18 protein-coding genes are annotated in these 16,574 nt (G+C 65.5%); 13 read left to right on the forward strand and 5 right to left on the reverse strand.

From position 1 onward, the window contains the following. Positions 1-286: 286 nt before the first annotated feature. Positions 287-1,429 carry an aromatic ring-hydroxylating oxygenase subunit alpha gene (locus ACN8ZM_RS37505; RefSeq protein WP_043185285.1) on the forward strand — a complete coding sequence of 381 codons (1,143 nt, stop codon included), beginning with the start codon at positions 287-289 and terminating at the stop codon, positions 1,427-1,429. 10 nt (positions 1,430-1,439) lie between these two features. Here ACN8ZM_RS37505 and ACN8ZM_RS37510 read toward each other — a convergent pair whose 3' ends face one another. Further along, positions 1,440-1,589, reverse strand: coding sequence for a hypothetical protein (locus ACN8ZM_RS37510; RefSeq protein ID WP_420212989.1), 150 nt, complete (start codon positions 1,587-1,589; stop codon positions 1,440-1,442). Here ACN8ZM_RS37510 and ACN8ZM_RS37515 point away from each other — a divergent pair. The 8 genes from ACN8ZM_RS37515 (at position 1,570) to ACN8ZM_RS37550 (ending at position 9,717) form a co-directional block, all read left to right on the forward strand. Next, the gene (locus tag ACN8ZM_RS37515; protein WP_011350387.1) at positions 1,570-2,499 is read left to right on the forward strand and encodes a 3-keto-5-aminohexanoate cleavage protein; all 930 of its coding nucleotides are present in this window, start codon (positions 1,570-1,572) and stop codon (positions 2,497-2,499) included. The genes ACN8ZM_RS37510 and ACN8ZM_RS37515 overlap by 20 nt on opposite strands. Before the next feature lie 44 nt (positions 2,500-2,543). Next, a complete protein-coding gene (locus ACN8ZM_RS37520; protein WP_420212990.1) occupies positions 2,544-3,971 on the forward strand; it encodes a gamma-aminobutyraldehyde dehydrogenase in 1,428 nt (475 codons plus the stop codon). Between the two features lie 82 nt (positions 3,972-4,053). Continuing rightward, a complete protein-coding gene (locus ACN8ZM_RS37525) occupies positions 4,054-5,034 on the forward strand; it encodes a PDR/VanB family oxidoreductase (protein WP_420212991.1) in 981 nt (326 codons plus the stop codon). 66 nt (positions 5,035-5,100) lie between these two features. After that, the gene (locus ACN8ZM_RS37530) at positions 5,101-6,102 is read left to right on the forward strand and encodes a 3-hydroxyacyl-CoA dehydrogenase NAD-binding domain-containing protein (protein WP_420212992.1); all 1,002 of its coding nucleotides are present in this window, start codon (positions 5,101-5,103) and stop codon (positions 6,100-6,102) included. A gap of 70 nt (positions 6,103-6,172) precedes the next feature. Then, positions 6,173-6,652 carry a thioesterase family protein gene (locus tag ACN8ZM_RS37535; RefSeq protein ID WP_420212993.1) on the forward strand — a complete coding sequence of 160 codons (480 nt, stop codon included), beginning with the start codon at positions 6,173-6,175 and terminating at the stop codon, positions 6,650-6,652. Next, on the forward strand, positions 6,652-7,677 hold the full coding sequence (locus ACN8ZM_RS37540) for a LysR substrate-binding domain-containing protein (RefSeq protein WP_420212994.1): 1,026 nt from the start codon (positions 6,652-6,654) through the stop codon (positions 7,675-7,677). Before ACN8ZM_RS37535 ends, ACN8ZM_RS37540 begins: the two co-directional genes overlap by 1 nt. Before the next feature lie 73 nt (positions 7,678-7,750). After that, on the forward strand, positions 7,751-8,728 hold the full coding sequence (locus ACN8ZM_RS37545) for a GlxA family transcriptional regulator (RefSeq protein ID WP_420212995.1): 978 nt from the start codon (positions 7,751-7,753) through the stop codon (positions 8,726-8,728). A gap of 53 nt (positions 8,729-8,781) precedes the next feature. Next, positions 8,782-9,717 carry a choline ABC transporter substrate-binding protein gene (locus ACN8ZM_RS37550; RefSeq protein ID WP_420213328.1) on the forward strand — a complete coding sequence of 312 codons (936 nt, stop codon included), beginning with the start codon at positions 8,782-8,784 and terminating at the stop codon, positions 9,715-9,717. A 210-nt stretch (positions 9,718-9,927) separates the two neighbouring features. Here ACN8ZM_RS37550 and ACN8ZM_RS37555 read toward each other — a convergent pair whose 3' ends face one another. The 3 genes from ACN8ZM_RS37555 to ACN8ZM_RS37565 form a co-directional block, all read right to left on the reverse strand. Continuing rightward, positions 9,928-10,230: an XRE family transcriptional regulator gene (locus tag ACN8ZM_RS37555; RefSeq protein ID WP_301767597.1), complete on the reverse strand. Its 303-nt coding sequence runs from the start codon at positions 10,228-10,230 to the stop codon at positions 9,928-9,930. Between the two features lie 88 nt (positions 10,231-10,318). After that, positions 10,319-11,473: a branched-chain amino acid ABC transporter substrate-binding protein gene (locus ACN8ZM_RS37560; protein WP_043183972.1), complete on the reverse strand. Its 1,155-nt coding sequence runs from the start codon at positions 11,471-11,473 to the stop codon at positions 10,319-10,321. Between the two features lie 640 nt (positions 11,474-12,113). Beyond that, on the reverse strand, positions 12,114-13,013 hold the full coding sequence (locus ACN8ZM_RS37565; protein WP_043183973.1) for a DMT family transporter: 900 nt from the start codon (positions 13,011-13,013) through the stop codon (positions 12,114-12,116). A gap of 57 nt (positions 13,014-13,070) precedes the next feature. Here ACN8ZM_RS37565 and ACN8ZM_RS37570 point away from each other — a divergent pair, with 57 nt between their 5' ends. From ACN8ZM_RS37570 to ACN8ZM_RS37585, 4 genes are all read left to right on the forward strand, one after another. Next, complete coding sequence (locus ACN8ZM_RS37570; protein WP_420212996.1) at positions 13,071-14,057, forward strand: LysR substrate-binding domain-containing protein; 987 nt, start codon at positions 13,071-13,073, stop codon at positions 14,055-14,057. 180 nt (positions 14,058-14,237) lie between these two features. Beyond that, a complete protein-coding gene (locus ACN8ZM_RS37575; RefSeq protein ID WP_420212997.1) occupies positions 14,238-14,915 on the forward strand; it encodes a nitroreductase in 678 nt (225 codons plus the stop codon). 112 nt (positions 14,916-15,027) lie between these two features. Continuing rightward, entirely contained in the window at positions 15,028-15,483 is a 456-nt protein-coding gene (locus ACN8ZM_RS37580) for a sodium:proline symporter (RefSeq protein WP_420212998.1), read from the forward strand. 209 nt (positions 15,484-15,692) lie between these two features. After that, entirely contained in the window at positions 15,693-16,205 is a 513-nt protein-coding gene (locus ACN8ZM_RS37585) for a hypothetical protein (protein ID WP_420213329.1), read from the forward strand. An 80-nt stretch (positions 16,206-16,285) separates the two neighbouring features. Here the strand turns inward: ACN8ZM_RS37585 and ACN8ZM_RS37590 are convergent, their stop codons facing one another. Next, on the reverse strand, positions 16,286-16,570 hold the full coding sequence (locus ACN8ZM_RS37590; RefSeq protein ID WP_043183977.1) for a transposase: 285 nt from the start codon (positions 16,568-16,570) through the stop codon (positions 16,286-16,288). Positions 16,571-16,574 lie beyond the last annotated feature (4 nt).

Raw genomic sequence — 16,574 nt, forward strand, 5'->3', positions numbered from 1 at the left:
AGGGCAAGGGTTTCGAAAGACACCCAGGTTCACGCGTGAAGAGTGGGACCACGCATGCACACCATGCTAGCGAAGCCGCCGGAACGGGAAACCGGCAATTGCGACATCAAGTTATGAAAATCGGCCGGCTCGCGACGTTGCCGCGCGTGCCTGGGTCCAGCCCAAGTTTTTTTGGGGCAAATGGCTTTTTTTTCATCGTTTGCGAAGGCAATCGCCGATGCGTAACTTCAGCACCGAAGCGCAACTTGCCGAATCGAAATTCCCGTCCCCCTTTCAGGAGCATGCAATGAGCGAATGTCTCGCGCAGCAGGACCTCGAGATTGCCGGCCGTGCATTCAATGCGAAGGACGTCGCCGCCTCGTCGACGCTGAATGCGAAGTGCTACACGGACCCGAAGTACTTTGACGCGGAAATGGACGCCGTTTTCCGTCGATCGTGGCAGTGGGTGTGTCATGCGGAAAAGGTGCGCGAGCCGGGCGCCTACTATGTGGCCGACGTGGCTGGCCGGAGCATTGCCGTGGTGCGCGACCGGGCCGGCGGCCTGCGCGCGTTCTACAACGTCTGCAAGCACCGCGCGCACCACCTGCTTGCCGGCGAAGGCAAGGCACGCGTGATCACGTGCCCGTACCACGCGTGGAGCTACAACCTCGATGGCGGCTTGCGCCAGGCGCCGATGACGGAGACGCTGGTCGACTTCAGGAAAGAAGAGATCTGCCTGTCGCAAGTGCAGGTCGAAGAGTTCTGCGGGTTCGTGTACGTGAACATGGACCCGGCCGCCGCGTCGCTCGCGTCGCAAAGCGGCGACCTGAAAGCCGAGATCGACCGGTTCGCGCCGGACGTCGACACGCTGACGTTTGCGCGCCGTCTGCAGTTCGATATCCGGTCGAACTGGAAGAACGTCGTCGACAACTTTCTCGAGTGCTACCACTGCCCGACCGCCCACAAGGATTTCGTGAGCCTGCTCCAGTTCGACACCTACAAAGTGACGACGCACGGGATCTACTCGAGCCACATGGCGAAAGGCGGCAATACCGGCAACACCGCCTACAGCGTGGAAGGCGCGACCTGCGACGACCACGCGGTGTGGTGGGTCTGGCCCAACACGTGCCTGCTGCGCTATCCGGGCCGCGCGAACTTCCTCGTGCTGAACATCATCCCGGTGGCGCCCGATCGCACGATCGAGACCTACGACTTCTACTTCGAATCCGCCGAGCCGACGCCGCAGGAGATCGAGGCGATCAACTACATCCGCGACGTGCTGCAGCAGGAGGACATCGACCTGGTCGAGAGCGTGCAGCGCGGGATGAGCACGCCCGCGTTCGAAAGCGGCCGGATCGTGAGCGATCCGCAGCAGTCGGGCATGAGCGAGCACGCGCTTCATCACTTCCACGGGCTGGTGTTGAAGGCCTATCAGGACGCGCTGAAGTAACGCGGTCGTGTCATGCCGTCGCGCGCCGGCGCATCGCCGGACCGATGGCGGCGCGCTCGAATCGTTTTGCGAACACTGGTGTGTCGTGGCGAACGGGATCGCGACGACACCGGCCAACCTGCACAGTCAAGGTCATCTCCATGTCGAACAGCATCATCATCACCTGCGCGGTAACGGGCGGCATCCACACACCCACCATGTCGCCCCACCTGCCGATCACGCCCGCGCAGATCGCGGCGGAATCGATCGCGGCGGCCGAAGCCGGCGCCTCGATCATCCATCTGCATGCGCGTGACCCGGAAACCGGGCGGCCGACGCCCGACCCGAAAGTGTTCATGCAGTTCCTGCCCGTCATCAAGGCGAACAGCGACGCGATCATCAACGTGTCGACCGGCGGCGGCCTCGGCATGACGCTCGAACAGCGTCTGGAAGCGGCACTCGTCGCGAAGCCCGAGATGGCGTCGCTCAACTGCGGGTCGCTCAATTTCGGCATCTTCCCGATGCTGCAGAAACACGCCGAATGGCAGCACGACTGGGAGCCCGCGTTCCTCGACATGACGCGCGACTTCGTGTTCAAGAACACGTTCAAGGATATCGAGTACACGCTGCGCGAACTCGGCGAGACGCACGGGACGCGTTTCGAGTTCGAGTGCTACGACCTCGGCCACCTGTACAACCTCGCGTATTTCGTCGACAAGGGGCTGCTGAAGCCACCGTTCTTCATCCAGATGATCTTCGGGATCCTCGGCGGGATGGGAGCCGATACGGACAACCTGAGCCATCTGCACAGCATCGCGCAACGCCTGTTCGGCGACGGTTTCGAATGGTCCGTTCTCGCTGCAGGGCGCAACCAGATGAAATTCGCGACGCAGTCGGCCGTCATGGGCGGGAACGTGCGCGTCGGGCTCGAGGACAACCTGTACATCGATCGCGGCCAGCTGGCGGCGTCGAACGCCGACCAGGTGCGCAAGATCCGGCGCATCGTCGAGGAGCTCGGCTTCACGGTCGCGACGCCCGCCGAAGCCCGCGCGCGGCTGGGCCTGAAGGGCCGCGACCAGGTCGGATTCTGACGGCGGTCGAACATCTTTCCGGATATCACACAGGTCGATTAGTCATGCAAACGATGAACCTGATCAATGGTGAGCGGGTAGCGGGCGACGGAGAAGCGTTTCCGGTCGTCAACCCGGCGACGGGCGAAACCGTCGTCACGATGCGCGACGCGTCTGACGAGCAGGTCGATGCGGCCGTCGCGGCGGCCGCCGCGGCATTCCCGTCGTGGTCCGCGACGCCGCCGGGCGCGCGCGCGGCCCGTCTGCTGGCGCTGGCAGATGAGATCGAGGCGCGAGCGGACGAGTTCGCGGCGCTCGAATCGCTGAACTGCGGCAAGCCGTTGCACGCGGTGAAGACGGACGAGCTTCCGTTGACCGTCGACGTGTTTCGGTTCATGGCCGGCGCCGCGCGTTGCGTGTCGGCATCCAGCGCGGGCGAGTACGTGGCCGGGTTCACGTCGATGATCCGGCGCGATGCCGTCGGCGTGGTGGGATCGATCGCGCCGTGGAACTATCCGCTGATGATGGCGGCGTGGAAGCTGGCGCCGGCGCTGGCAGCCGGCTGCCCGGTGGTCCTGAAGCCGTCGGAGCTCACGCCGCTGACGTCGCTGCGTGTCGCGGAACTCGCGGCCGACCTCTTTCCGCGTGGTGTCGTCAACGTGGTCGTCGGCCGCGGCGCCACCACGGGCAGCGCACTGATCAACCATCGTCAGCTCGATCTCGTGTCGCTGACCGGCGGCCCCGCGACGGCGAGCCGGATTCTCGAAGCATCGTCGCGCAAGCTGATGCATACGCACATGGAGCTGGGCGGGAAGGCGCCGGTCATCGTGTTCGACGACGCGAACCTGGACGCGGCCGTCGAAGGCATTCGCGGCGCTGCGTTCTTCAACGCCGGGCAGGATTGTGCGCAGCCGTGCCGGCTCTACGTCGAGGACAAGATCTACGACACCTTCGTCGCGAATCTGGCGAATCGCGTCGCGTCGATCCGGCTCGGCGCACCGGACGATTCGCGTACCGCAATGGGGCCGGTGATTTCTGACGGTCATCGCCGTCGCATTGCCGGCTTCGTGGACCGCGCGCGTGACCTGCGCCACGTGGAAATCCTGACCGGCGGGCGTGAAGTCGCCGGCGGCGGCTTCTTCTACGAGCCGACGATCATCGCGCATGCACGGCAGGACGACGAGATCGTCCAGCGCGAGGTGTTCGGCCCGGTCATTTCCATCACGCGGTTCAGCGGGGCGGAGCAGGCGATTCATCACGCGAACGACAGCCCCTATGGGCTGGCGTCGTCGATCTGGACGCGCGACGTGGGAAAGGCGATGACGGTCGCATCACGCCTGCGTTGCGGCATCACGTGGATCAACGCGCATGGCGTGGCCACCGCCGAAATGCCGCACGGCGGCATGAAGGCTTCCGGATACGGGAGCGACATGTCCGTCTACGCGCTCGAGAACTACACGACGGTGCGGCACGTCCAGATCGCCCACGTGTAGCGGACGATTTTCGGCGAGCGGGTATTGCCTGCCGACGGACCGGCGGCTACCCGACATCCACTCACCAGATCCAGAGGTAACGATGACGCAACATCAAAGCGGTGCGCTGGACCGGCAAGTGCTGATCGTGCGAGACGTGGCCGACGAGGCCAACGGTATTCGCAGCTACGAACTGGCCACGGAAGACGATGCGGACCTGCCTGCCTATGAACCGGGCGCGCACGTGGCCGTCCACCTGGAAAACGGCATCACGCGACAGTATTCGCTTTATGAAGCGGCCGGGGTCCGGAAGACCTACCGGATCGCCGTACTGAAGGATCCGGCAAGCCGTGGCGGCTCGCGCTTTCTCCATGACCAGGTGGGCGTCGGCGGGCACGTGCGGATCAGCGGGCCGTTCAACCATTTTCCGATGGTGGCCGGCGCGACGTCGTCGCTGCTGATCGCGGGCGGCATCGGGATCACGCCGATCCTGTCGATGGCGCATCGCCTGTTCAGCGAGGGGCAGCCGTTCGCGCTGCACTACTGCGCGCGGCGCGAGCAGGACGCGGCGTTCGTCGATCGCCTGAGGGACGGCGTGCCGTTCGCGGCGCACGTGCACCTGCATTTCGACGGGGGCGATCCGGGCAAGGGGCTCGACGTCAGGTCGCTCCTGTCCGACGTGACGGAGGGCCGCCATCTCTATTGCTGCGGCCCCGGCGGCCTGATGAACGCAGTGGAAGCCGCGGCTTCGCACTGGCCGGCGGGAACCGTGCATTTCGAGCGCTTCGCGGCCGAGACGGTGGACGCGGCGGTGAACACGGCCTTCCGGATCCATCTGTGCAAATCCGGCCTGGACCTGGACGTACCCGCCGACAAGAGCGTGCTGCAGGTGTTGAAGCAGGCGGGGTTCGACATCAGCACGGTTTGCGAACAGGGCGTGTGCGGCGCCTGCCTGACCGACGTGGTCGACGGCGTGCCGGAGCACCGCGATCAGATCCTGACCGACGAAGAGAAGCGCGCGAACGACGTGATGGCGGTGTGTTGTTCCCGGTCGAAATCGCCTCGACTGGTGCTGGACCTGTAATGACTCCCGGCGGGCGGATATCGACCGCCTGCCTCCCGATACTCGAATTCAGGATGGAAGAGCACGATGAGCACGCAGCATGACATGCCTCAAGGCATCGAAGTCGTTGGCATTCTCGGCGCCGGCACGATCGGCGCAAGCTGGACCGCGCTGTTTCTGGCGGCCGGGCTGGAGGTCGACGTATACGATCCGTCGCCGGAAGGCGAGGCGTTCGTTCGCGACTATGTGCGTCACGCGTGGCCGAGCCTGGAGCGGCTGGGGTTGGCCCGGCGGGGCGATCCGGGACGGCTGCGCTTCGTGGCGACACCGGAGGAAGCCGTGGCCCGCGCACAGTTCGTGCAGGAAAGCGTGCCCGAGCGGATCGAGATCAAGCACGCGCTTTACCAGCGCATCGAGGATCATCTCGATCCCCGCGCGATCGTCTGTTCCAGCGCATCGGGCCTGCTGGTGAAGGAAATGCAGGCGGGCTGGAAGAACCCGGGCCGTTTCATTCTCGGGCATCCGTTCAATCCGCCCCATCTGATTCCGCTGGTCGAGTTGCTGGGCAACGAGAAGACCGAGCCCGGCGTGCTGGAACTCGCCGAGCAGTTCTATGCCGCGTGCGGGAAGGTCACGATCCGGGTCAACAAGGAGGTGCCGGGCCACGTCGCCAACCGGCTGCAGGCGGCGCTGTGGCGCGAAGCGATCCACCTGGTGGTCGAGGGTGTCGCGACGGTCGGCGACGTCGACAAGGCCGTCTCTGCCGGCCCGGGCCTGCGATGGTCGGTCATGGGGCCGCACATGCTGTTCAATCTCGGCAGCGGCGGCCATGGGCTGGGTGTCTTCTGCGAGCGTTTTGCGCCTTCGTTCCATCGCTGGTGGGACGATCTCGGCCATCCGACGCTCGATCCGGAGACGATCCGGATGCTGGTCGACGGCGTGAAGGCGGAAGAGGACGGCCGGCAATTCCACGACCTGGCGGCGGAGCGCGACCGCAAGATCGTCGAGGCGAGCAAGGCGATCATGGATGCGGCGTATCCGACCCGCGCGATCGATGTCGTGGGCGAGCGGAAGGTCGCGGCTCGATGAAACCCGCCGGGCGCCGGTCAGGACGCCGCCGCCCGGCATACGTTGACGACACGTCGAAGGATGGCGCCAGATGCATGCGGAACTCGTGGTCCATGAAGGGCAGGTACGCGCGGAGTGGATCGACTACAACGGGCACATGAACGACGCGTGCTACGTGCGCGTGTTCAGCGAGTCGATCGATCGGTGGCTGGACTGCATCGGGATGGACGACGCGTTCAGGTCTCACGAGCGGGTGTCGGTCTATACGCTGCAGACCGTCGTTCATTACCTGAAGGAAATCGGCCTGGGTGCGCCGTTCGTCGTCACGGCCCGCGTGCTCGAGCACGACAGCAAGAAATGTCGGGTTTTCCTGACCATGCGGCACCCGATCGACGCCGGACACTTTGCTACGATGGAAGCCCTTTTGCTGCACGTGGACATGACGCTTCGGCGCAGCACGGCGTTTCGCGCGCAGACGCTGGCGCGGCTCGACGCGCTGTTCGCCGCGCATCGAGAGACCCCTTGGCCGGTGCAGGCCGGTCGAGGCATTTCACTGGTGAAAGGGCAGTGATGTTCGCGTCGATGAACCTGCGCGGCTCGGGCGGCAATGCGCGTTGCGCCGGTCCGGCGGCCCTGCCGCTTCGACGCGCCACGATACTACCGACTTCCGTCCCGAGAGAAGCCCCCGAAATGGTTAGCCGCTTGAAGCACCTCCCGCCGCTGTCGTATCTCACCGCGTTCGAGGCAGCGGCCCGGCATGAAAGTTTCACGACTGCCGCCGAGGAACTGTGCGTGACCCAGAGCGCGATCAGCCGGCAGATCCGACTGCTCGAGGAAACGCTGGGCTGCGCATTGTTCGTGCGGTCTCACAAGGCGGTATCGCTCACCGACGGCGGGCGGAAGTTTCAGCGGACCGTCAATGCGGCGCTGGATCTGCTGGCGGCCGCCGCGTACGAGCTGCGCGTGCAGGCGTCCACGTCGACGGTCACGGTGTCGGCGGATCTGGCGATCGCATCGCACTGGCTGATTCCGCGCCTGCCGAAGTTTCGGGCCGAGCATCCGGAGATCATCATTCACGTCGATGCGTCGGACGAGGACACGCGAAACATCCGGGAAGGCGCGGACCTGGCGATTCAGTTCGGCGACGGCTACTGGCCGGCCTGCAACGCGCGGTTCCTGCTCGAGGAAGAGATCTTCCCGGTGTGCACGCCGGCGTACCTGGCCCGACTCGCGCCGATGGAACACACGCAGGATCTGCTGCGCGCGACGTTGATCCATCTCGAGACGCGTCATTGGGACTGGATGGACTGGGCCACCTGGTTCGCGCATCACGACATCGCGCTTGCCGAGCCGCGACAGGATCTTTACATCAACAACTATCCGGCGGTCCTGCAGGCCGCGATGGGCGGGCAGGGCATCGCGATGGGATGGCGCTACCTGGCCGACGACATGCTGGCGACCGGGGTGCTGGTGCGGCCGATCGAGACCTCGGTGCGGACCGGCCGCGGGTTCTATCTGCTGCACCCGAGCGATACCTTGTTGAGCCCGGAGGCGCGGATATTCTGCGACTGGATCGTCGGGCAGTGCGCGGCATAGGGGCGGCCGGTGAAAGCGGGCGCGGTTCGGCAGGCATGATGCCGGTTGAATAGAGGTTGAGAGGATCGATGCGATGAAACCGACATTCAGTCATTTCGGATTCCTGATATTGGAAAAGTATTCGATGATTGCGCTGACGAGTGCGATCGAAGCCCTGCGAATGGCCAACCAGCTGCTCGGCGTCTCCCGCTACGACTGGACCATTTACTCGGTGGACGACGAAACGGCGATCCGCGCCAGCAACGGCATCGTCGCGGGGCCGGCGTGCCCGCTGGACCTCGCCGCGAGCATGCCCGACGTGATGTTCGTCTGCGGCGGATGGGACGTACGAGATGCCGTGGACGAAGGGACGAAGCGACTGCTCCGGACGCTGGCCGGGCGCGGGGTCGTGGTGGGCGGGCTGTGCACGGGGGCCTATGCGTTGATGGCCAGCGGCCTGCTCGACGGGTATCGCTGCGCGGTTCACTGGGAGGTGCTGTCCGAACTGCATGCCGAGTTTCCGGACGTCCGCTTCGTCGACGAACTCTTCGCCATCGACCGCGATCGCCTCACCTGTACCGGTGGCACGGCGCCGCTCGACCTGATGCTGCACCTGATCGCATCGGATCTCGGGCCGGCGATGGCGCGGCACATCTCGGAGCAATTCTCGATCGAGCGGGTCAGGGCCGTGACCGATCCGCAGCCGATTCCGATCGCGTCACGGGTGGGTTTTTCGCGCGAGGAACTGATCGAGACCGTACGGCTGATGGAGGCGAATATCGAAGAGCCGCTCACCGTGCCGGATCTGGCCCGGTTGACCGGCGTATCGATGCGCCACTTGCAGCGCGTCTTCAGGGAGGCATTGGATGTGACGCCGCACGAGTACTACGTCGGCCTCCGGTTGAAGCGCGCGCGGAAACTGATCCGCTACTCGAACATGTCGATCGCGAACGTCACGAAGACATGCGGATTCCAGAGCGTGACGCATTTCAGCAAGGCCTTTCGCACTTTCTTCGGACACGCACCGAGTCACGAACGCCGGGCCCGCGAATCGGCCGGTGCGCTGGCCTGATCCCCGATCATTTCAACGACGCAACCCGAGGTATCACCATGAATCGAACTGGTATGACGGCACTGGTCGCCGCGCTGTGCGTATCCGCTGCGGCAGCTTCCGCGGGCGCGGCCGAACCGGCGACCTGCAGAAACGTGCGAATGGCCGATGTCGGCTGGAGCGACATCGCGGCAACGACCGGGCTGGCGTCGACGATGCTGTCCGCGCTGGGCTACAACCCGTCGAAGACCATCGCCTCGGTGCCGATCACGTTTGCCGGGGTCAAGAGCAAGCAGATCGACATTTTCCTCGGCTACTGGTCGCCGTCGATGGATCCGATCATCGCGCCGTTCGTCAAGAGCGGCTCGATCAAGGTCCTTCCCGAGCCGAACCTGAAAGGCGCGAAATTCACGCTGGCGGTGCCGGACTACGTGTATCAGGCGGGGCTCCGGACGTTCGCGGATCTGCCGAAGTACGCGGACAAGCTGCAGTCCCGCATTTACGGGATCGAACCGGGGAACGACGGCAACCAGTTGATCGGCAAGATGATCCGGGAGAACAAGGACGGGATCGGCAAGTTCAAGCTGGTCGAGTCGAGCGAGGCAGGGATGCTCGTCGAGCTCAACCGGGCCGTTCGCGACAAGCAGTGGATCGTGTTTCTGGCGTGGGAGCCTCATCCGATGAACGCGCAATACAAGATCAACTACCTGTCCGGCGGCGACGACGTGTTCGGCCCGAACTATGGCGAGGCCAAGGTGTTCACGGTCGAGCCGCCGGATTACGAGGCGCGCTGCCCGAATGTCGCGAAGTTTGCGTCGAACCTGCACTTCACGACCGAGCTCGAGAATCATTTGATGATTCCGATCATGAACCATCAGGATCCGAACCAGGCTGCGGCGGAATGGCTGAAACGGAACACGTCGATGCTGGACCCGTGGCTGGCCGGCGTCACGACGTTCGATGGCAAGCCGGCGCTACCGGCGGTGAAAGCGTATCTCGCGGCGCACTAGCAGCGGTTCGACGCAGGCAGGCGAGTGTGCGGCGCGGCGCGGAGGGGCGGTTTCGCGTCTTCCGCGCGGCAGGGTGCGACGGGGCTGTCGCAGGATCGCGCTCGACGCGAACGGCGGTGCCGGGAATGCTGCGGCGACACGCGATCGAATGAAGCACGCGGCTGCCGGGTGCTGGCTGCGGCCATCGGCGCGGAACAATGCGTTCGCGGCTTACGACTCGTCGTCGCGGGTCGTTTCGGAACGTGTTTTTTCCGCCGCAGGAAACGTGCCGCCGCCGCGTGGCCGTTTCGGTTCGATCCGCATCTGCCGGATCACGCGCCGGAAATCGATCTCGTGCGCGGCCATCGTGCCGATCAGTTTCGCGATCACCGCGAGATGGGACGGGACCGTGCCCTTGCTCGAATAGTTCGTGATCGAACTTTCATTCATCCGGATCAGGCGGGCGAACTCGCGCGCCGTCAACTGCGCTTTCTTCAACTCCTGTTGGAATTCCGCATACGCCATTGCACACATGATGCTTTCGTCTCCGTGAATCAGAAATCGGCCCGCGCGGCGCCGGCGCCGACGGGTGGCGTTCCCGTCGTGCCGGCGCCGCGTCGGGTTACATCTTCACCTGGTCGAGGAAGGTCTTCTTGCCGCTCTTGTAGCCGTAGATCGAGATGATCCCGTGCGTCAGGTCGCCCTTCGAATCGAACGTCGTCGTGCCGATCACGCCTTCGTACTTCGTCGACGGCATCGCGGCGAGGATCTTCGCCGGATCGGTCGAGTTCGCGCGCTTCATCGCGTCGACCGCGATGTAGACCGCGTCATACGCGAACGGCGCATCGAACTTGATGCCCTGGTTGAAACGCTTCTGGTACTTCGCGAGGAAGTCCGCGCCGCCCGGCATCTTCTCGAGTGCCGCGCCGGCCTGCGAGCACAGCACGTTGTCGGCCGCCGGGCCGGCCAGTTCGGCCAGCGAGTCGGTACACACGCCGTCGCCGGACAGGATCTTCGCGCGCAGGCCGAGCTGCTTCGCCTGCTTCGCGAGCGGGCCGCCGGTGGCGTCCATGCCGCCGTACATGATCGCGTCCGGATTCTCGCCCTTGACCTTCGTCAGAATCGCGCGGAAGTCGACGGCCTTGTCGTTGGTCGCGTCGTGCGACAGCACCTTCAGGCCGAGCGCCTTCGCCTTCTTCTCGAACTCGTTCGCGAGGCCCTGGCCGTACGCGGTCGAATCGTCGATCACCGCGACGCTCTTCACGCCCTTCGACTGCGCATAGCTCGCGAGTGCCGGACCCTGCTGCGCGTCGGTCGCGACGACGCGGTAGGTCGTCTTGAAGCCCTGCTGCGTGTAGGTCGGGTTGGTGGCCGACGGCGAGATCTGCACGATGCCCGCGTCGCTGTAGATCTTCGAGGCCGGGATCGACGTGCCCGAGTTCAGGTGGCCGATGACGGCGACGACCTTGTCGTCGACGAGCTTCTGCGCGACCTGCGTGGCCTGGCGCGGGTCGGCCGCGTCATCCTGCGCGTCGAGTTGCAGCGTGATCTTCTTGCCGCCGATCGTGAGCCCCTTCGCATTGATTTCCTCGACCGCGAGGCGCGCGCCGTTCTCGTTGTCCTTGCCGAGGTGCGAGATGCCGCCCGTCGTCGGCTCGACGCTGCCGATCTTGACGACCTGGTCGGCCATGGCGGTCGAGGCGGCCGCAAACGCGGCGGCAGCCAGTGCAACGGTGATCAGGGGTTTGCAGCGCATGCCGACAGTGCTTCGTTCCATCTGCCATCTCCGAATTGAATGATCTTTCTATTGACGTCTCGACCGGCCGACGGCGAGGTCGGGGCGATCGGACGAGTCTCCATACCCATCATGGGCTTCACTTGCATCGCGTCCTGACCTGCGACGTGCCGCCCGGCTGAGCGGCCGAATCGGGGCCTGATACGGTGCAATTCGTACGAATATATATGAAGCCGATTTTGCGCGCTGCGGCGAATCGCATGGCGGGGCGGGCGCGGCACGGCCGGCGCCCGGATTTCGAAGGTGCCGGATGCCGGAAATCGTGCGCCGCAGCAGGCCGCAGGCTGCGATTCGCTGTCGACGGCCTTACGGCCGCATCCATTATTCGGCCGGCGGCCGGGACGAAGCCATGGACACTGATGCGCGGTCAATCCGGAACTGTTCGGTCGATTTGTCTGCACAGTTTGGACGGTTTCGATTGCGCATCCGGTTGCATGACCATGCTTCATCGGGATCGATGCCCTCATCTAGCGCAACTAACGGTCAAGTTCGACAACCTCGGCGAACTGGTGCGACGGCGACAGCCCGCGTCATGCATTCGGTATCGCAGATGCCGGGGGCGTCCCGACCGGCGCGCTAGCGGATCGCCGAGGCGATCATGCGGCCCGATGACGCTGCGACCCTAGGAACGTCCGCGCAACGCCACGAAGATCACGCCGGCAATCGCCAGCAGGCCGCCGCACACCGTCTCGATACCGGGCCGCTCGCCCGTCAGCGCCATCGACAGGATCGTCGCGACCGCCGGCGTCAGATAGAGGAAGTTGGCGGCGCGTGCCGCGCCGAAGTAGCCGAGTGCGAACGTCCAGGTCGCGTAACCCAGCGCGGCAGGGAAGATGCCGAGCATCAGGACGGCCAGCGTCGTGTCGCGCGACCCGCTGCCCAGTGCCACGAGCGCACCCGGCAGCCAAGGCGAGAGCAGCAGCGCGCCGGCCAGCAGCGTGTACGCGGTGCAGGCCAGCGCGCCGTACACCGGAATCAGCCGCCGCTGCAACACGAAATAGCTGGCCGAACACAGGGCCGCGCCGAGGATCAATGTACTGCCCGCGCCGAGGACGAGGCCGCCCGGCTGTCCGCGCGCGATCACCGCGATGCCGGCGAGGCTGACCAGCGAGCCGAGCCAGCCCCAGCGATTGAAGCGCTCGCCAAGAAACACTGCGGCCAGCAGCGCGGTGAAGATCGGCAGGGTGTTCACGATGAAGCTTGCCGCGCCGGCCGATACGGTCTGCTCGCCGGTATTGAGCAGCGCGTTATAGAGCGCGATGCCGAGAAAGCCGCACAGCAGGAAGCGCAGTGCGTCGCCCCGTGTCGGCACGCGCGGCCGTCGCGCGATCAGCCACGCGACGATCAGCACGGCCGCGGTGGCGAAGCGCGCCGCCGCGAGCTGCAGCGGGGTCAGGCCATGCAGGCCGATCCGGATGAACGGGAAAGCGGACGCCCACGAAACGATCGTGAAAGCGACCGCGCCGGCCGCGATCAGCGGCTGCCGCGCAGGGCGCGACGACGGGGTGGAGAGCGTGTTCATGCGGCAATGATGCGGCGTGGCAAGATGTTAAGCTAGCGCACAGATCAGCACGCAGATATGACCATGATTCACAGCTCGGGCCGGCGGCCGGCCGGTGCTTCAACCCGCGCGAAGCGCGCGCCGGCGGCGTCGCCCGCCGCCGTGCCGGTGCCAGGTTCGCGGCCGCCGCTCGCGAGCCTGGAGACGGTGTGCACGGTCGCCCGCGAGGGTTCGTTCCTGGCTGCGGCCGACGTCTCCGGCGTGACGCACGGCGCGATCAGCCGGCGGGTCGCCGCCGTTGAAAACTGGCTCGGCCTGAGGTTGTTCGAACGTCATGCGCGCGGCGTGCGCCTGACGCCGGACGGGCAGCGCTTCGTCGGCCGGATCGAGCAGGCGTTCGCGATCATCGACAGTGCGGCCGATCAGTGGCGCTCGCCGCGTACGCCGCGGCTGGTCAGGATGAGCGTGGTGCCGGCCTTCGCGCAGCTCTGGCTGCTCGAGCGCCAGCATGCGCTCGAGAGCGAGGCGCCGGCGTTGCGCATCGAGCTCGGCATCGAGCTTCGCAACGTGGATATCGCCGGCGGCGAAGCGGATCTGTCGATTCGCTACGGGCGCGGCAACTGGCGTCAGCTCGAAACCCGTGCGTTCATGCCGGAGCGGCTTTATCCGGTCGCGCATCCGCGGCTCGCCGCGCAGCTGGCCACGGAGCGCCGCCGGTGCGGCGATGCAGCGCTGCTCGACCTGCCGTTGCTGCACGATTCCGACGTGACAGGCTGGCGCACGTGGTTCGATGCATTGGGCGTGCCGTTCAAGCCGCGCGCGCAGGATCGCCGTTTCGAGGATTACAACCTGGTGCTGGCCGCGGCCGAGGCCGGGCTCGGCGTGGCGCTGGCGCGCGTGCCGCTCGCCGACGCCTATCTGAAGCGCAGCGACCTCGTGCGCGTGAGCCCGCACGAGGTCGATTCGGTGCTCAGGTATTACTTCGTGCACGCGAAGGGGGAGAATCGGCCGGAGGTGCTCGCGTTGATGGAGCGGATGCGGGCGGCAGTGGGCGAAGGCCGCTAGCCGGCCCGCCGTGACGACCCGCCACGGGGGCCGATGGCGCCGAAGGAAGCGGTACGCGATTCGCGGCACTAGGCTCGGGCCGCCGGATCGACGACAATGCGACCGCGAAAAACGATGAGGTGGAGAGATGAACGAAAATCGAAAATGTGTACAGCCGTGCCGATGGAAAGGAGGTCAGCGATGAACAGGCCAGACAAGTCGTCGAAAGCGCGTGCGGCGCTCGACCAGCTGTTTTCGGGTATGGCGCCCGCGGATGAGACGCGCGCGTCGCGTCCGGGCAATCCGTTCAATCCGTTCGAAGCGGCGGGCGATGAAGCGTCCGCGGGTTCCGGCGGGCGCGGCGGTGTCGAAGTCACGCTGTCGACCCGGATCCAGTTGCGCGGCTATCCGAATGCGGACGCATTCATGAAGCGCATGGCCGAAGCCTGGGGGCTGGAGTGGGGGATGTACGACAGCGTCAAGGCCATCGCGACGCTGCCCGCCGGATGGCGCGCGCGCCGGCTGCCGGAAGTCACGCAGGTCGTCGACGGACACGACGTGCTGCGCGCGGAGAGCAGCTTGCAAGGCGGCGAGATGTCGTACCTGAAGGTGCATCCGCGGTACTACATCGACGCACGCAAGGGGTTCGGCTGGGGCAAGTCGTCGAAGGCGTCCGACGATCCGGATCTGGACGGCCCCGACTGGAACTGCTTCGTGGTCGATCGCGAAAAGTCCGTCGAAGTGCACGAACTGACGACCTCGTCGCTGAAAGCCGACATGGACAATGCGCGCGCGACGTTGCTGAAATGGCTGGACGAGAATTATCCGAAACATCGCGATCCTTTCGCGTACTGGTCGGATTGCGAAGGGGCGTCGTAATTTTGCGTGGCCGCCCGGTTCGGTATCGCGGGCACATGTCGGCCGACCGGCGCCGGAGCGGGTGGGGCGCACGCCGCTTCGATGCATCGGCCGGTTGCGAAGGGAACGCCCATTGAAGCGAGCCAGTCTCGTCCCGGTGTTCTGGGCCGCATTCGGTGCGGCGGTCGGCTCGACCGTCGTCGAGCTGCTGCTCTGGCCGATCGTCGGCGACGACGCCATCGGGAACCTGTTGCGAGACGCGCGCCTCACGGCGGCCATCGTGATGGGGCGCCGCGTGCTCGGCGCGCCCGGCGGCTTCGATCCGCTGGTGATGGCGGTGGCGACCCTCGTGCACCTGGTGTTGTCGCTGGCCTACGCGGCCGTGCTGGCGAAGGTGATTCGCACCCTGTCGCTCGCGGCCGCGCTACTCGCAGGCGGCGCGTTCGGCCTCATCCTGTACGGCGTCAACCTGTACGCCTTTACCACGATCTTCCCGTGGTTCATCCCGGTTCGCGGCGCGATCACGCTGGTGGCTCATCTGGTATTCGGGATCACCGCAGCGGCTGCCTATCGCTTCGCGAGACGCTAGGCCGGACGTCAAACGCGACAACGATTCATTCGAACCAGACCCCTGGAATAAGCAGGCGCGCTGCATCGTTTAGCCGGCAGGAGACCCTGTATGAAGCGGCGGCATGCGAGCGCCGCGTGATGAAGCGTGTGCAAGCAATCCGATCTGCCGGGCGCCGCCAGCGGCGCCACGCGATCGAGTGGTCGGGGGCAATCTGGCAGGAGCCGATCATGTGCAACTGGTTTCGATCCGGGATAGGTATCGTCTGTCTCGGCTGTTCCGCGGCGGTCTTTGCGCAAACGTACGACGATCAGGCGGACACCGATACGAACTGCCGTGCGGTCGTCGCGCAGGCGAACATCGACGGCACGGAGCAGCAAATCGTGGGGCGTGCGTGCCTGCAAGACGATGGCACATGGCAGTTCGTGCAGAGCCCCGACGGTAGCGTTCTATGGTATCCGGCGACGGACTATCCGTATGCCGACCTGTGGTACTGGGGGCCGCCGCTTTTCATCGGCGCGGGCGTGGGCTTCGTCTTCGTCGATCGCTTCCACCACTTTCACCATTTCCACCACTTCGATCACGTGGTCCACTTCAACGGGATGGAACATCACCGCTTCGGCGTGCCGATCGGCGCCGGTTTTCACCATGGCGCGTTTCCGGTGGGTGCCGCCGGCCACGGATTCGGCGGCATGCATCAGTTCGGCGGCGCGAGCGGATTCGGTGGAATGCGGCGACATTAGGCGGGGTTTGCGGGCGGATCTGCCGCGCCAGGACATCCGCTCATCGAGCCGCCCGGGCAAGGCGTCGAACGGAACGGCCTTCAGTCAGCATCAGATTGCAGGTTCTTCCCGCTGACGACTTCCCAGAGCAGCTTGATATCGAGCGCCTGGTCCGCAACGAGCAGCTTCAGACGAGTGTTCTCGTCCTCCAGCTGTCTGACGCGTCTCGCTTCAGCGGTATTCCCGCTACCGAGCCGGGCACGCCACGCGTCGAGGCCGTCGTCGGCGATGCCGTGCTTGCGATACAGCTTGCTGGCAGTCGGGCCGGCTTCGGCGTGGTCGGGCATTGCGTTGATCCGTTCGGCGTTGCTTTCATGCTTGCTCATGTTC

Origin of the sequence: Burkholderia aenigmatica, from assembly GCF_048627025.1 — a bacterium.
In the GTDB taxonomy this organism is placed as follows: domain Bacteria; phylum Pseudomonadota; class Gammaproteobacteria; order Burkholderiales; family Burkholderiaceae; genus Burkholderia; species Burkholderia aenigmatica.

Bases quoted from the DNA above. Each gene is read 5' to 3' on its own strand.
- ACN8ZM_RS37505 (WP_043185285.1), top strand. From the start codon at position 287: ATGAGCGAATGTCTCGCGCAGCAGGACCTCGAGATTGCCGGCCGTGCA.
- ACN8ZM_RS37515 (WP_011350387.1), top strand. From the start codon at position 1,570: ATGTCGAACAGCATCATCATCACCTGCGCGGTAACGGGCGGCATCCAC.
- ACN8ZM_RS37510 (WP_420212989.1), bottom strand. From the start codon at position 1,589: ATGATGATGCTGTTCGACATGGAGATGACCTTGACTGTGCAGGTTGGC.
- ACN8ZM_RS37520 (WP_420212990.1), top strand. From the start codon at position 2,544: ATGCAAACGATGAACCTGATCAATGGTGAGCGGGTAGCGGGCGACGGA.
- ACN8ZM_RS37525 (WP_420212991.1), top strand. From the start codon at position 4,054: ATGACGCAACATCAAAGCGGTGCGCTGGACCGGCAAGTGCTGATCGTG.
- ACN8ZM_RS37530 (WP_420212992.1), top strand. From the start codon at position 5,101: ATGAGCACGCAGCATGACATGCCTCAAGGCATCGAAGTCGTTGGCATT.
- ACN8ZM_RS37535 (WP_420212993.1), top strand. From the start codon at position 6,173: ATGCATGCGGAACTCGTGGTCCATGAAGGGCAGGTACGCGCGGAGTGG.
- ACN8ZM_RS37540 (WP_420212994.1), top strand. From the start codon at position 6,652: ATGTTCGCGTCGATGAACCTGCGCGGCTCGGGCGGCAATGCGCGTTGC.
- ACN8ZM_RS37545 (WP_420212995.1), top strand. From the start codon at position 7,751: ATGAAACCGACATTCAGTCATTTCGGATTCCTGATATTGGAAAAGTAT.
- ACN8ZM_RS37550 (WP_420213328.1), top strand. From the start codon at position 8,782: ATGACGGCACTGGTCGCCGCGCTGTGCGTATCCGCTGCGGCAGCTTCC.
- ACN8ZM_RS37555 (WP_301767597.1), bottom strand. From the start codon at position 10,230: ATGTGTGCAATGGCGTATGCGGAATTCCAACAGGAGTTGAAGAAAGCG.
- ACN8ZM_RS37560 (WP_043183972.1), bottom strand. From the start codon at position 11,473: ATGGAACGAAGCACTGTCGGCATGCGCTGCAAACCCCTGATCACCGTT.
- ACN8ZM_RS37565 (WP_043183973.1), bottom strand. From the start codon at position 13,013: ATGAACACGCTCTCCACCCCGTCGTCGCGCCCTGCGCGGCAGCCGCTG.
- ACN8ZM_RS37570 (WP_420212996.1), top strand. From the start codon at position 13,071: ATGACCATGATTCACAGCTCGGGCCGGCGGCCGGCCGGTGCTTCAACC.
- ACN8ZM_RS37575 (WP_420212997.1), top strand. From the start codon at position 14,238: ATGAACAGGCCAGACAAGTCGTCGAAAGCGCGTGCGGCGCTCGACCAG.
- ACN8ZM_RS37585 (WP_420213329.1), top strand. From the start codon at position 15,693: ATGTGCAACTGGTTTCGATCCGGGATAGGTATCGTCTGTCTCGGCTGT.
- ACN8ZM_RS37590 (WP_043183977.1), bottom strand. From the start codon at position 16,570: ATGAGCAAGCATGAAAGCAACGCCGAACGGATCAACGCAATGCCCGAC.